Source organism: Dyella sp., from assembly GCF_035508675.1.
Classification (GTDB): Bacteria; Pseudomonadota; Gammaproteobacteria; order Xanthomonadales; family Rhodanobacteraceae; genus Dyella_B.
The window spans coordinates 1-14,961 of sequence record NZ_DATJMN010000019.1; the positions used below are offsets into that span (position 1 = coordinate 1).

The following is a 14,961-nucleotide window of genomic DNA, read 5'->3' on the forward strand; positions in this document are numbered from 1 at the left end:
GATCATGACCTTCATCAACAAGCTCGACCGCGAAGGCCGTTCGCCGGTCGAGCTGCTGGACGAGGTGGAATCGGTGCTCGGCATCGCCTGCGCGCCGCTGACCTGGCCGATCGGCATGGGCAAGCGCCTGAAAGGCGTGTATCACCTGCTGCTGGATGAAGTGCACGTCTTCGAGCCGGGCAAGAATTTCACGCGCCAGGATTCCACCATCTTCAAGGGCCTCGACGCACCTGGCGTAGAAGAGGCCATCGGTGCGGAAGCATGGAACGAACTGCGTGAAGAACTGGAACTGATCCAGGGCGCATCGCACCCGTTCGATCTGGATCAGTATCTTGCCGGCAAGCTGACGCCGGTGTTCTTCGGCTCCGCGGTGAACAACTTCGGCGTGCAGCTGCTGTTGGACTTCTTCGTGGAACATGCGCCTGCGCCACGTGAGCGCGCCACGCTCACGCGCGCAGTGAAGCCGGAAGAAGAAAAACTCACCGGCTTCGTGTTCAAGATCCAGGCGAACATGGACCCTGCGCATCGCGACCGCGTCGCCTTCATGCGCATCTGCTCCGGCACCTATACCGCCGGCATGAAAATGCTGCAGACGCGCACCAACAAGGAAGTGCGCATCGCCAACGCGCTCACCTTCATGGCCAGCGACCGCGAGATCGTGGAAAGCGCCTACCCGGGCGACGTGATCGGCCTGCACAACCACGGCACCATCAGCATCGGCGACACCTTCACCGAGGGCGAAGCGATCAACTTCACCGGCATTCCGAATTTCGCGCCGGAACTGTTCCGCCGCGCCCGCCTGCGCGACCCGCTGAAGATGAAGGCGCTGCAGAAGGGCCTGGCGCAGCTCTCGGAAGAAGGCGCCACGCAGTTCTTCCGCCCGCTGATGAGCAACGACCTGATCCTGGGTGCGGTCGGCGTACTGCAGTTCGACGTGGTGGCCTATCGCCTGAAGGACGAATATGGCGTGGACGCCAGCTTCGAGCCGGTGGGCGTGGTGACGGCCCGCTGGGTGCACTGCGACGACGCGAAGAAGCTGGAGGAATTCCGCGAAAAGAACAGCATGAATCTGGCCATCGACGGGGCCGGCGAACTGGTCTATCTCGCACCCTCCCGCGTGAACCTGCAGCTGACCCAGGAACGCTCTCCGGCCGTGCGTTTCTCCGCCACCCGCGAGCACGCCGCGTCCGTCGAGGTCTGAGCGCCGGCTTCTTCACGCAACCGTCACATTCACCGACCAGTACCACCCGGCAAAACATCTCGCTAATCTGATGGTCAGGGGACCGCGTCCGCCACCCGGGCGCGGCATATCCAACTGTCATCTCAGCGGGATTTCACATGGTCAGCTCCGATGTGACGCCGACTCCAAGGAAGTATGGCTGGCTGGCTCACCTGTCCATCCGCTACAAGATCATCCTTGCGATAGGGCTGCTGCTCAGCCTGTTCGTCATCGATAACCTGACCGACATCATCGCGGAGAACCGGCAATCGGAAACGCGGGAATGGGTGACGCACAGTTATCAGACGATCCAACAGATCGAGCAGATGCAACGCACGGCCTTGTCCGGGCAGATAGCCTTGCGCGGACTGCTGCTCATTCCGGACCTCAAAGAACTCCCACGCGTCAAAGACAGCAACACCACGTTCCAGACCCAACTGGCGGAAGTGCAACGGCTGACCTTGGACAACGCGTTGCAGCAAACGCGGATTGACCGGGTCAAGCAGCTGTCGATGCAATGGAATCGTGAACTGCAAGACCTGGTTTTTGGACCCTTGTCGGCCGTCAAGCCCGGCGACCCGCAGCTCGCCGCAAAAATGGCGCCGATCCGCGACGATTATCTGGCACACCGCACCGTCCAGGTCGAAAACTACATGGCGACGCTGGATGACATGATTGCCACGGAACGGCAATTGCTCGATCTGCGCACCCACAATGCGGACAGCCAAGTCAACAACTCGCTCTACTTCAACATCGCCAGCGCGCTGATCGAACTGACGCTCGGCCTGATCGTGATCTCGCTGACCACGCGCATGGTCGCGCGTCCGATCCGCCGGCTGGGCGAATCGATGACGCGGCTCGCCAACCACGATCACAGCATCCGGATCCGCGGCGTCGAACGGCGCGATGAGGTCGGCGAAATCTCGCGTGCGTTGCAGGTGTTCAAGCAGATGATGGTTGAATCCCACCAGCAGGCGCAGCTGAAGAGCCATGCCGGGGCGATTTCCACCAGCCTGCAGTCGGCCACGAATCACCGCGACTTCGCTGAGCGGCTGGTCACCCAGCTGGCGCCCTTGATCAATGCCGGCGTCGCGCTTTTCTACGGCTTCGACACATCGCGCCAGCGGCTCGACCTGCTGGGCAGCTACGGTTTGCGCCTGCAGAACAGCCCGGATGCCTACATGCCCGGCGAGGGTCTGGTGGGGCAATGCGCAGCCTCCCGCCAACCCATCGTGATGGATGAGGTTCCGGCCAACTACTTTCGCATCGATTCGGGCGGCGGCTCGGGGTTGCCGCGCCATCTCACGATCCTGCCACTGCTGGTGCGCAACCAACTGGTGGGCGTGCTTGAATGTGGCGGCTTCAGCGCACCGACGGCCCATCACGAACAACTGCTGGAAGAACTGCTTCCGCTCGCCGCGTTGACGCTGGAAAACCTCAACCGCGCCGTGAATACCGAGCAATTGCTGGAGCAGACGCGCGAGCAAGCGGATGAGTTGCGGATTTCCTCCGTCACCATGCGCCAGCAGCAGGAAGCGCTGCGCGCCGCCAACGACACGCTGCAGGCGAAGACCATCGAGCTGGAAGAGCAATCCCAGCGCCTATTGGCATCGGAGGAAGAGCTGCGCGTGCAAGCCGACGAGCTGCAGGCATCCAACGAAGAGCTGCGCCTGATGACCGATTCACTGCGCCATCAGAAGCATCAGGTGGAGGAATTGCAACGCGAGACCGAACAGAAGGCCGAAGAACTGGCGCGCGCCAGTCAGTACAAGAGCGAATTCCTGGCCAACATGTCGCACGAACTGCGCACGCCGCTAAATAGCCTGCTGATCCTGTCGCGCAGCCTGGCCGACAACCACGAAGGCCACCTGGACGCCGAGGAAGTGGAATCGGCCCGCATCATTCACGACGCGGGATCGGGGCTGTTGCGCCTGATCAACGACATTCTCGACCTGTCCAAGATCGAAGCCGGCAAGATGGAACTGTCGCTGATCGATTATCCGCTGCAGAGTCTTGTCCGCAGCCTGCGCCGGCATTTCGACCACGTGGCGCGCGAGAAGAAGCTCGACTACCAGGTGACGCTCGACGATGGCCTGCCGCCGGTCATCCACACCGACCCTACTCGACTGGAACAGATCGCCAACAACCTGCTGGGCAACGCCTTCAAGTTCACTCAACAAGGCAGCGTGCGTGTACACATCGGCCGGCCGGCGGCCAACCTGCCCGTACCCGAAGCCTTGCAGGGCCAGCCGCTACTGGCGATCAGCGTGAAGGACACCGGCATCGGTGTCGCTGCCGACAAGCTGGAACGTATCTTCAACGCGTTCGAGCAGGCCGACACCAGCACCACCCGCCAGTTCGGCGGCACCGGCCTGGGTTTGAGCATTTCACGCCGCATGGCGGCGCTGCTGGGCGGCGACATCGTGCTGCGCAGCGAAGTCGGCCAAGGCAGCGAGTTCGTGCTGCTGCTGCCGGAACACAGCGTCAGCACGCCAGACGCCAGCAAGCCGCCCGCGGCAGCCATCAGCCACGCGCCCGCGCCGCCGCCCGTGACGCGCACGGTGGTACCGGCCGAAGGTCTGCAAGACGACCGCGAACGCATTACTGCGGGCGACAGCGTGATCCTGATCGTGGAGGACGACCCCGCCTTCGCGCGCATCCTCGCCGACATGGTGCGGCAGAAAGGCCATCGCATGCTGCACGCCCCGCACGGCGAAGCCGGATTGGAGCTGGCGCGCCGCTATCATCCGGTCGGCATCCTGCTCGATGTGATGTTGCCGGGCATGGACGGCTGGATGGTGATCGAGCGGTTGAAAGCCGACCCGGCCACCCGCCACATTCCCGTGCACTTTCTCACCGCCACCGACGACGCCAGCCGCGGACGCGAGCTGGGCGCGGTCGGCTTCCTCACCAAACCGGTCACGCGTGAAGCGATCAATGAGGCATTCGAGCGGCTGCTGCATTTTGCCAAGGGCCGTACGCGGCATGTGCTGGTGATCGACGACGACGCCTCGGCACGCAGCGCCGTACGCGACCTGCTGGGCCTGGATGACGACGTGGTCGTCGATGAAGCCGGCAGCGGCGAGGAAGCGCTGGAAAAAATCGCCGGCACCGGCTACGACTGCATCGTGCTCGACCTTACGCTGCCCGGTATGTCCGGCCTCGATCTGCTCGAAAAGCTCGCCACCGGCGGCACCATTCCACCCGTGGTGGTGTATTCGGGCCGCGAGCTGAGCCGCGAGGAAAACCTGCGCATCCGGCAGTACACCGACAGCATTGTGATCAAGGGCGCCCGCTCGCCGGAACGCCTGCTGGATGAGGTGAGCCTGTTCCTGCACAGCATCCGCAACACCCCGCATGCACACGACAGCCCCGGCCCCGAACCCAGTCACGACGGCTTGCGTGACCACCACGTGCTACTGGTCGACGATGACATGCGCAACCTGTTTGCAATGTCGAAGGTACTGCGCGACTGGGGCATGCGCGTGAACATGGCGCAGGACGGAAAAAAGGCCTTGCAGGCGCTGGCCGAGAATCCGCAGATCGAACTGGTGCTGATGGACATCATGATGCCCGGCATGGACGGCTACGAAGCCACCCGCGCGATCCGCGCGCAAGCGGGACTCGCCAACCTGCCGATCATCGCCTTGACTGCCAAGGCCATGCGCGGCGATCGCGAGCGCTGCCTGGAAGCGGGCGCGAACGATTACTTGTCCAAACCCATCGACGTGGACAAGCTCGCGTCGCTGATGCGCATGTGGCTGCGCAACTGAGGCGGCATCGCGACCATGGACGCCTCGGAGCTGGAGCGGATCGAAATGGACCTGTTCGTACAGGCGCTGCAGAAACGCCACGGCTACGATTTCAGCCAGTATGCGCCCGCTTCGTTCAAGCGCCGCACGCATCTGCTGGCCAACCAGCTCGACTGCCGAACCATCACCGGCTTGACCGAACGCATGCTGCACGAACCGGAACTGCTGCCGCGCGTGCTGGAAGGGCTCACCGTGCCCATGTCGGACATGTTTCGCGATCCGGCCATGTTCCGCGCGTTGCGCGACCAGGTATTTCCGCTGCTCGCATCCTATCCGCACATCAACATCTGGCAGGCCGGCTGCGCGCATGGGCAAGAGGTGTACTCGCTGGCGATTCTCTTGGAGGAAGCAGGGCTGTACGAGCGCACACAGATCTTCGCCACCGATCTCAGCGACCGTGCTTTGCAGCGCGCCAGCGAGGGCATCTATCCGGCGCGGGAAGCACAACAATGGTCGCGCAACTATCAGGCCGCCGGCGGCAAGCGCTCACTGGCCGATTACTGCAGCGCCGGCTACAAGCTGCTGAAGCTCAATCAGCGTCTTCGCCGCAACGTGACCTTTGCCGTGCACAATCTGGCGACCGACGCCGTCTTTTGCGAGGCTCACCTGATTCTCTGCCGCAACGTGCTGATCTATTTTTCCAATTCCTTGCAAAATCGGGCGCTAGCGCTGTTTCGCGATAGCCTGGTGCGCGCCGGCTTCCTGTGCCTGGGCGCGCGCGAAAACATGGAGCGCTCCCCAGTCGCACAAGCCTTCGTGCCCTTCATCGAGTCGCAACGCATCTATCGGCTTGCCAGCCACCTGGATGACATCGTCGAATGAACGCGCCCGCCGCCATCGTCATCGGCTGTTCGGCAGGCGGCGTGGATGCGCTGATGACCCTGCTTGGTGCGCTGGATGCCCGGCTGCCGCAAGCCGTGCTGGTGTGCTGTCACCGTTCCGACACGATGGACATCCTGAGCGACGTATTGCGACGAAGCTCGACGCTGCCGGTGCACGATGCGGTCGAACGCGAGCTGGCGCAACCGGGCGTCGTGCAGCTTGCCCCAGCGGGTTATCACTTGCTGGTGGAACGCAACCGGCAGTTCGCCCTGTCCGCCGACCCGCGCGTGAACTACGCGCGGCCATCGATCGACGTGCTGTTCTGTTCCGCCGCCGAGGTATGGCGCCAGGCGTTGATCGGCGTGATCCTTACCGGCGCCAACGCCGATGGTGCCGCCGGATTACGACGCATCCGCGAGCTAGGCGGCATCGCGGTAGTGCAATCCCCCGCGGATGCCCAAGCTGCCGCCATGCCGCAGGCTGCGCTGGACAAGGCCGGTGCGGATTATGCTTTACCCCTTTCGGATATCGCCCCTCTGCTCAACCAACTCTGCCTGGTATGAATGCCCATATCCCCAAGATTCTGGTTGTCGACGACACGCATGCCAATCTCGTCGCCATGCGCCACCTGCTCGCCGACTGTGGTGCCGAACTGGTCGAGGCAAGCGGCGGAAACGAAGCACTGTCGCGCTGCCTGGATCAACACTTCGCACTGATCCTGCTGGACGTGAACATGCCAGACATGGACGGCTTCGAAGTGGCAAGCCTGCTCGGCGAAACCGAGCAGCTGCGCGATACGCCAGTCATCTTCGTGACTGCCGCCTATTCCGATGACATCAATCGCCTCAAAGGCTATCGCTCCGGCGCGGTCGATTACATTGCCAAACCGATCAACGATGTCATTCTCAAATCGAAAGTGCGCGTATTCCTGGAACTGCATAACGCGCGCATGCAATTACAGGAGACGCTGGAGCAGCTATCGGCCCGCAATCAGCAATTGCGCGATGAAATTGCCGAGCGCCAGCGCGCCGAAGCGCAAGTGCGGCATCAAGCCACGCACGACATGCTGACGGGACTGCCCAATCGCGTGCTGTTCCATGAGCGGCTGCGCTCGGCGGTGCAATACAGCGTGCTGCACGGCATCCCGTTCGCGCTGGCGCTGGTGGACATCGACGGCTTCAAGGCGGTGAACGACACCTACGGCCACCCGGCCGGCGATGCGCTGCTGCAGGCGATTGCCTCACGGTTGACCGGCCAGGTGCGGGCCGACGATACGGCTGCGCGCCTGGGCGGCGATGAATTCGCCTTGGTCTTTCAGGGCGCCGAGCAGATCGAGCCTTTGCTGCAGCGTTGCCAGGAAATTTGCAAAGTGCTGGCGCAACCCTACCCCTTGCAGCGCGAACACGGCGCTTTCCTGGCGCACGTAAGCGCCAGCATCGGTATCGCCTTGTGGAACGCGACGATCGATTCTGACGAGGCATTGATCCAGGCGGCGGATCGCGCGCTCTATCAGGTCAAGGAAAACGGCAAGAACGGCTGCGTGCTGGCGTCGACGTGACCTGTGGCACTGCGCCGGGCAAAAACGACGACTTAGCCTGAGCGCATCATCCATGGGGAATCGCCGTGTCCAGCAACGTCAACATCGCCTTTCGCACACCACCAGGGGTCCCTGCCTGGCAGCGCTGGCTGCTTTATTCACCGCCGGCGCGCATTGTCATCTTTGCTGCCATAGCGTTCGGTGTCGGCTATGTGCTGCACGGCACTTTCGCCAGCCTGGGCTGGCTCGCCAAAACGGCGACGCCGTTACAGCACGCGCTGGCTGGCTTGACGATCGAGCTTTTCTTCTCGGTGATCGCCTACCTGGTGCTGGTCTGCATGGTTGAACGGCGATCACCGCGCGAACTGTCCTTGCGCACACTTCCCACCTACGGCGTGGCTTGGTTCGTCGCGGGGCTCCTGCTCTTCAGCACGGTGGTGGGTGTGCTGTGGCTGTGCGGCAGTTATCACGTGCTGGGCACCAATCCCCAGGTGAATTGGTTGCCTGCCGTGCTGGTGGCGGGCGTCGGGGCCGGCATTGGCGAAGAAATCATCACGCGCGGGGTATTGTTCCGCATCGTCGAAGAAGGGCTTGGCACCTGGTGGGCGCTGCTGATCTCGGCCGTATTCTTTGGCGGCGCGCACATCTTCAACCCTAGTGCCACGTTGTGGAGTTCCGCGGCCATCGCGATCGAGGCCGGCATCCTGCTCGCCCTGGTTTTCCACGTGACGCGGACGCTGTGGGCCTGCATCGGCCTGCATGCCGCCTGGAACATCGCGCAGGGCACGATCTATGGCATTCCGGTCTCGGGCACCGGCGGCAGCGGCTTGCTGGTGTCGTCCCGCACCGGGCCGGACTGGTTGAGCGGCGGCGCGTTCGGCGCGGAGGCATCGGTGGTTGCGCTGGCCGTATGCACGTCGGTGTCGGTGGTATTGCTGTTGATCGCCTTGCGGCGCGGAAGCATCGTACGGCCGTCCTGGTCACGCCGTGTCAGCGCGACTTACGAGGCGACACCCACAGCGTAACGCGCGCACGGAACACCGGCGCTCCCGACGGATCCGTCACCGCTACGCACACCGGCCATTCCCTGCCGCCGTCGATCGTGCCGAGCGGTGCTTCCGGCGTGGCGACCGCATGCATGCTGCCTTTCGCCAGGCTCAGGTATTCCACGCTCATGCCCTTGGGAATCCAGCGCGCACCCGCGGGCAGGGTCGCTTCGGCCATCACGCCGGCGCTCAGTTCCGCCAGATTGCACAGCGCGATGGCATGCACGCTGCCGATATGGTTGTGTACGCGCCAGCGGTCGCGCATGCGTACTTCGCAGCGGCCTGGCTCCAAGGCGATGAACAGGGGCGCGATGGTGGCGAAATAAGGGGCGCGCAGGCAAACCGCGCGCGAGAACAGCCAGTGGCCGCAGGGCCAGCGGGTGACGCGTTGGTACAAGGACAATAGCGATGCGCTCATGCCTTACACGTCCCCGTAGGCTGGGACACAACCCCAGCCTTCCATCCTTTCATGGAGCTGGGAGTTCGTCCCAGCCTATCTGTGCTGCATCAAGCTGCATCCGCCAACTTCTTCGGATCCTTGCGCGCGATGGCCGAGCGCAGCTCTGCGGGATCGAAATCATCCACTGAAATGAATTCGAACACGCCTTCGCGCACGCGCTTGAGCAAAGCCGCTTCGGAGGCATCGATCACACCCGCCTTCAGCGCTTCATCCAGTTGCCCGAGGTAGTCATGCGACGTGAACTGGCCGGCCTTCTGTGCCTTGAGAAACTTGCGCTCCACCGGCTCGGCGGCGATCACGTCGGGCAGCAACTCGTTCATGCGGCCCACCGTGTTGTTCGGCGTGGGCGTGAGATAGGTCCATTCCAGCAAACGATCGCGCGCTTCGCCCGGCGCTGTGATGATGGCGGCCACGCGGCGGCCCAGGCGATCCGACGGCGGTACTTCGCGGCGGCCGAACGGGAACACCAGCACGCGCAGCAACCAGGACACGGGACGCACCGGGAAGTTGCGGATCGCGCCATCCAGCGCCATCTGCGTACGCCACATGCATTCGTGGAACGCCCAGGCCAGCAGCGGGCGATCCGCTTCCGGGCGGCCGGTATCTTCGTAACGCTTCAACATGGCGCTGGTGATGTACAAATAGCTCAGCACGTCGCCCAGGCGTGCGGAAAGCTTTTCCTTGAACTTCAGCTTGCCGCCAAGCACGCCCATGAAGGTGTCGGCGCACAACGCCAAGGCGGCGGAGTAGCGGTTGAGCTTGCGGTAGTAGCGGCGCACATAAGCATCGCCGGCCGCATCACCGATGCGCGCACCAGTGAGACCGAGCACGAAGCTGCGCACGGCATTGGAAAGACCGAAACCCAGATGGCCAAACAACGCGCGGTCGAACGCCTTCAGCCGTTCGCTGTAATCCTCGATCGACAGCGCGTGCATCTCCTTCAGCACATAGGGATGGCAACGGATCGCGCCTTGTCCGAAGATCATCAGACTGCGCGTCATGATGTTCGCGCCTTCCACCGTGATCGCAATCGGCACGCCTTGCCATGCGCGGCCGGCGTAGTTTTTCGGACCCAACTGCACCGCCTTGCCGCCGTGCACGTCCATGGCGTCGCCGGCAATCGCGCGGCCCCATTCCGTGGCGTGGTACTTGGCGATCGCCGACGGCACCGCCGGCTTCTCGCCGCGATCGACCGCTGCCGCTGTGGCGCGCGACAACGCCGCCGTGGCATAGGTGAGACCACCAATGCGCGCCAATGCTTCTTCCACGCCTTCGAAACGCGCTACCGCCAAGCCGAACTGCTTGCGCATGCGTGCATACGCACCGGTGCCGGCGACAGCCATGCGTACGCCGCCGGTCGCATTGGAAGGTAACGAGATCGCACGACCTACCGACAAACATTCCACCAGCATGCGCCAGCCATGGCCGGCCATGTGCGGGCCACCGATCAAGGTGGACATGGGTGCAAACACGTCCTTGCCGCGCACCGGTCCGTTCTGGAACGGAATATTGAGCGGGAAATGGCGACGGCCGATTTCCAGGCCCGGCGTGCTACGCGGCAGCAGTGCCAGCGTAATGCCGAGATCGTCCTTGTCGCCAAGCAGATGATCGGGGTCGTACAAACGGAAGGCCAAACCCACCACGGTGGCGATCGGCGCCAGCGTGATGTAGCGCTTGTCGAAATTGAGCCGCATGCCAAGCGTTTCGACGCCATCGACGATCTGCTTGCAGACGATGCCGTAATCGGGAATCGAGGTCGCATCCGAGCCGGCGTACGGGCCGGTGAGCGCGAAGCATGGAATTTCCTCGCCAACGGCCAGGCGCGGCAGGTAATAGTTTTTCTGCTCGTCGCTACCGTAATGCAGCAGCAATTCGGCCGGACCCAACGAATTGGGCACCGCGACGGTGGAAGCCGCGGTGGCCGACATGGTGGCGAGCTTCTGCAACACCGCCGAATGCGCCAGCGCAGAGAAACCCAGGCCGCCGTACTGCTTGGGAATGATCATGCCGAAGAATTTGTGCTTCTTGATGAAGTCCCACACGTCCGGCGGCAGGTCGCCTAATTCGTGCGTGATCTGCCAATCGTCGAGCATGCCGCACAGCTGCTCGACCGGGCCGTCGAGAAAGGCTTTTTCTTCCACGCTCAGTTCGGGCTTGGGTTGCTTGAGCAACTCGTGCCAGTCAGGCTTGCCGGAGAACAGTTCGCCCTCGAAACCGACCGTGCCCGCTTCCAGCGCCGTCTGCTCGGTATCCGACAGCTTCGGCGTGACCTTCGCGAAGACCTTCAGCAGCGGCGCACTGATCTGCTTGCGACGAAAACCCAGATTGAGCAGCGGAACCGCGATTGCCAGCTCGATGACCAGCAACACCACCATCGTGAGCGGCGCGTGCACCAGCAATCCCACCACAAGCGTGGTGACGATCGTGGCGATCGCCCAAGTACGCAGACTGCTGCGATGGTAAGCGCAGGCGCCGGACGCAACCAGCGCGGCCAACACGGTCAGTAGGACGGACATTTCAACACCTCATGGCAGATGGCTACGCCGTATCCACGGCGGATTCCAGGTCTTCGATAAAACCGGCAATGGCGGCGGTGAATGCGTCATTGGCATCGCCGGCCAACATATGCGTCGCACCCGGTACCTGTACGTGCCGCGCATGCGGTACCAGCGCGAGAAATTCTTCCACGGTGTGCTGCGAGACGACGTCGCTGCGCTCGCCCGACAGCAGCAGTACCGGCACCTCGACCTGCGCGGCAGCCGTGAACAGGCGCGGCTGGTAGCGTTCGCTTTCGCTGATCAGGTCGCCGGCCAGCAAGGCCGGGTCCCAGTGCCAGCGCAGGCGGCCGTCGGCGCCTTCGCGCAGCAAGGGACGCAATTGCTGCTCGCTCTTGCGTTCGCGACGCTGCGGCAAGTAGGCGGCAATCTGCTCCGCCGCCTCGGCGTAGCTGGCGAAACCGTCCGGATGCGCTTGCATGAAAGCGAGAATACGTTCGACGCCAGCGGTTTCCCAGCGTGGCGTGATGTCCACCAGGATCAGCGCACGGAACGGCGACGGCCGCACCTCGCCGGCCGCGACCAAGCCCAGCAAACCGCCCATCGAGGCACCGACCAGGATCGGCGGTTCAGGCTGCGCATGGGCGAGTGCGAGCAAATCGTCGACGAACGGCTGCATGTGGTAGTCACCGCCCGCCACGCGCCCGCTTTCGCCATGTCCGCGACTATCGAAGGTGACGCAGCGGCAACCGCGCGCCGCCATCGTCGCCGCCGCCGCGTTCCACGCACCACGGGTCTGGCCGAAGCCATGCGCGAACAACAAGGTCGGCCGGCCCGGCGCATGCTGCACTTCCACGGCGAGGGACAGGCCATCAGCCGTGCTGAACGCGGTTCGGTGGGCTTTCGCGGATTCCATACGCATGAGTATGGGTGGCGCCACGGGGCGACGTCAACCCGCCCAGAAATCGGCCAAATCCCGCGCCACCACGCGCCTGGCACGCAGAGTTTCTTGCCGGCATGGGCTACCATACGGGTATGAATGTCCGTCAAAAACCCGAACGTACGCGTCTTTCTGCCGAAGACTGGGAAGATGCCGCCCTCAACCTGATCGCCGAACAAGGCGTGGGAGCGCTGGCCGTCGAAGCGCTGGCCCGTCAGCTGGGTGTGACCAAGGGCAGCTTCTACTGGCATTTCCGTACCCGGGAAGCCTTGCTGCAAGCCGCATTGGAACGCTGGGAGCAGTATGGCGAGCGCGAAATCATCGGTCAGATCGAAGCGATCCCCGACCCGCGCGAACGGCTGCCGGAATTGTTCCGCCGCGTCGCCCACGAACTGCACGCACATCGCGTGTACGCCGCCTTGCTCAAGGCGCTGGATCATCCCTTGGTGGTGCCGGTGATGGCGCGCGTCTCCCAGCGCCGCACCGAATTTCTTCACACCGCCTACACCGAAGCTGGCATGCCGACCGATGAAGCACTCAATCGGGCCCGCCTCACCTACGCCGCCTATGTCGGCTTTCTGCAGCTGAATTTCACGCTGGGCCTGCCGCGGCTGACGCACGATGAGTTCGACACCTATGTCGAACACATGATCGCCACGCTGATTCCCTCCTAAGCGCGCACGTCAAGCCAAACAGGTTTCCCCATCGCTGGAGCGGCCCTTGCCGCACCTGCGATTTTCCGCGCCTGGTTTTCGCTTTAATCGTACTTATGCTGCACCACAACTTGCAATGCCAGTACTCGTAACTTAGCGTCGCGCCTATCTTTTATGGGCATACCAAAAGTGAGGAAAACATGACGAGCCAGCTCGCGGCGCTCGCCCGGTGGGTCGATGACGTGGCGGCCACGACCCGCCCCGCGAAGATCCACTGGTGCGATGGCTCCGACGCCGAATACCAGGCGTTGGTGCAACAGATGGTGCAGACGGGAGATCTCATCGAGCTGAACCAGCAGACCCATCCGGGCTGCTACCTGCATCGCTCGCATCCCTCCGACGTGGCGCGCGTGGAGCACCTCACCTTTGTGTGCACCGAACGCGAAGAAGATGCCGGCCCGAACAACCACTGGATGGCCCCGGCGGACGCGCACGCGAAGATCGATGCGCTGTTCGACGGCTGCATGGAAGGCCGCACCATGTACGTGATTCCATATTGCATGGGGCCGATCGATTCGCCGCTGTCGCGCTGCGGCGTGGAGATCACCGACAGTCCCTACGTGGTAGCCAACATGCGCACGATGACGCGCATGGGCGCGGCGGCCTTGGCGCGCATCGAGCGCGAAGGGCATTTCGTCAAGGGCCTGCATTCCACCGGCGAACTCGATCCCGAGCGTCGTTTCATCATGCATTTCCCGGAAGAGCTGTCGATCAAGTCGTACGGTTCCGGCTACGGCGGCAATGCACTGCTGGGCAAGAAATGCCATGCCTTGCGCATCGCCAGTTTCCAGGCACGGCGCGAAGGCTGGCTGGCCGAGCACATGCTGATCGTCGGCATCGAGAACCCGCAGGGACAGACCCACTACATCGCCGCCGCCTTCCCTTCCGCCTGCGGCAAGACCAACCTGGCGATGCTGATTCCGCCGGAGGGCTATCGCAAGAACGGCTGGCGCGTGTGGACCATCGGCGATGACATCTGCTGGATGCGCCCCGGCGACGACGGCCGTCTATATGCCATCAACCCCGAGGCCGGCTTCTTCGGCGTGGCGCCGGGCACCAGCTTAAACAGCAACCCCAATGCGCTGACCTCGATCTCGCACGACACCATCTTTACCAACGTCGCACTCACCGCCGACCGGCAACCGTGGTGGGAAGGCCTGCCGGGCACGCCGGTGGTCGACTGGCAGGGCCGCCCCTACGATCCGGCCAACGGTCCGGCTGCACATCCGAACTCGCGCTTCACCGTCAGCGCCAAGCAATGCCCCACCTGGTCACCCAAGGCCGAAGATGCGCAAGGCGTGCCGATCAGCGCGATCGTGTTCGGCGGCCGCCGTCCGTCGCTGCTGCCATTGGTGATGGAAGCGCGGGATTGGACGCACGGCGTGCTGATGGGTGCGGCGATGGGTTCCGAAACCACGGCTGCCGCCACTGGTGCCGTTGGCGTGTTGCGCCGCGATTCGATGGCGATGAAACCGTTCTGCGGTTACCACTACGGCGACTACTTCAGCCACTGGCTGTCGTTCGACAAACCCGGTGCCAAGCTGCCGAAGATTTTTCACGTGAACTGGTTCCGCAAAGGGCGCGACGGCAAATTCCTGTGGCCCGGTTTCAGTGAAAACCTGCGTGTACTGGAGTGGATGATCGCCCGCGTGGAAGGCAAGGCGCGCGGTGTGGGAACCCCGATCGGCACGGTGCCGGCCACGGGCGAGCTCAAACTGGATGGCCTGGACCTGCCGCGCGAAACCTTGGCCGAGCTGATCGATATCGACCATGCCGGTTGGCAAACGGAACTGCACGCCATTGGCGAATATCTGGACAGCTTCGGCGACCGCCTGCCCGCACGCCTGCGGCAGGAGCAGCAACGCGTTCATCAGACCCTGCAGATACCGCGCAAGGCGGCGAATGCCTGATCTTCTG

At 63.4% G+C, this 14,961-nt stretch carries 11 protein-coding genes; 8 read left to right on the forward strand and 3 right to left on the reverse strand.

Annotation, left to right across the window (positions count from 1 at the left end; all coding sequences use genetic code 11):
- The 6 genes from VMA74_RS01070 to VMA74_RS01095 all read left to right on the forward strand — a co-directional run.
- On the forward strand, positions 1–1,201 hold a 1,201-nt coding region (locus VMA74_RS01070), incomplete at its 5' end, for a peptide chain release factor 3 (RefSeq protein WP_325363949.1).
- Between the two features lie 137 nt (positions 1,202–1,338).
- Positions 1,339–4,992 (forward strand): response regulator, encoded by a 3,654-nt coding sequence (locus VMA74_RS01075; protein ID WP_325363951.1) that lies wholly within the window; start codon positions 1,339–1,341, stop codon positions 4,990–4,992.
- 15 nt (positions 4,993–5,007) lie between these two features.
- Positions 5,008–5,853 (forward strand): CheR family methyltransferase, encoded by an 846-nt coding sequence (locus VMA74_RS01080; protein WP_325363953.1) that lies wholly within the window; start codon positions 5,008–5,010, stop codon positions 5,851–5,853.
- Entirely contained in the window at positions 5,850–6,416 is a 567-nt protein-coding gene (locus tag VMA74_RS01085) for a chemotaxis protein CheB (RefSeq protein ID WP_325363955.1), read from the forward strand. Before VMA74_RS01080 ends, VMA74_RS01085 begins: the two co-directional genes overlap by 4 nt.
- Positions 6,413–7,411: a two-component system response regulator gene (locus VMA74_RS01090; RefSeq protein ID WP_325363957.1), complete on the forward strand. Its 999-nt coding sequence runs from the start codon at positions 6,413–6,415 to the stop codon at positions 7,409–7,411. The genes VMA74_RS01085 and VMA74_RS01090 overlap by 4 nt, the downstream gene beginning before the upstream one ends.
- A 65-nt stretch (positions 7,412–7,476) precedes the next feature.
- Positions 7,477–8,415, forward strand: a complete 939-nt coding sequence (locus VMA74_RS01095; RefSeq protein WP_325363959.1) for a type II CAAX endopeptidase family protein — start codon at positions 7,477–7,479, stop codon at positions 8,413–8,415.
- Here the strand turns inward: VMA74_RS01095 and VMA74_RS01100 are convergent.
- The 3 genes from VMA74_RS01100 to VMA74_RS01110 all read right to left on the reverse strand — a co-directional run bounded on the left by VMA74_RS01100 (position 8,381) and on the right by VMA74_RS01110 (position 12,313).
- Positions 8,381–8,854 (reverse strand): hotdog fold domain-containing protein, encoded by a 474-nt coding sequence (locus VMA74_RS01100; protein WP_325363961.1) that lies wholly within the window; start codon positions 8,852–8,854, stop codon positions 8,381–8,383. The genes VMA74_RS01095 and VMA74_RS01100 overlap by 35 nt on opposite strands.
- 89 nt (positions 8,855–8,943) lie before the next feature.
- Positions 8,944–11,412: an acyl-CoA dehydrogenase gene (locus tag VMA74_RS01105; protein WP_325363963.1), complete on the reverse strand. Its 2,469-nt coding sequence runs from the start codon at positions 11,410–11,412 to the stop codon at positions 8,944–8,946.
- A gap of 22 nt (positions 11,413–11,434) precedes the next feature.
- Positions 11,435–12,313, reverse strand: coding sequence for an alpha/beta hydrolase (locus VMA74_RS01110; RefSeq protein ID WP_325363965.1), 879 nt, complete (start codon positions 12,311–12,313; stop codon positions 11,435–11,437).
- 113 nt (positions 12,314–12,426) lie between these two features.
- Here VMA74_RS01110 and VMA74_RS01115 point away from each other — a divergent pair, with 113 nt between their 5' ends.
- The gene (locus VMA74_RS01115) at positions 12,427–13,005 is read left to right on the forward strand and encodes a helix-turn-helix domain-containing protein (RefSeq protein ID WP_325363967.1); all 579 of its coding nucleotides are present in this window, start codon (positions 12,427–12,429) and stop codon (positions 13,003–13,005) included.
- A 179-nt stretch (positions 13,006–13,184) separates the two neighbouring features.
- Positions 13,185–14,954 (forward strand): phosphoenolpyruvate carboxykinase (GTP), encoded by a 1,770-nt coding sequence (locus VMA74_RS01120; protein ID WP_325363969.1) that lies wholly within the window; start codon positions 13,185–13,187, stop codon positions 14,952–14,954.
- Positions 14,955–14,961 lie beyond the last annotated feature (7 nt).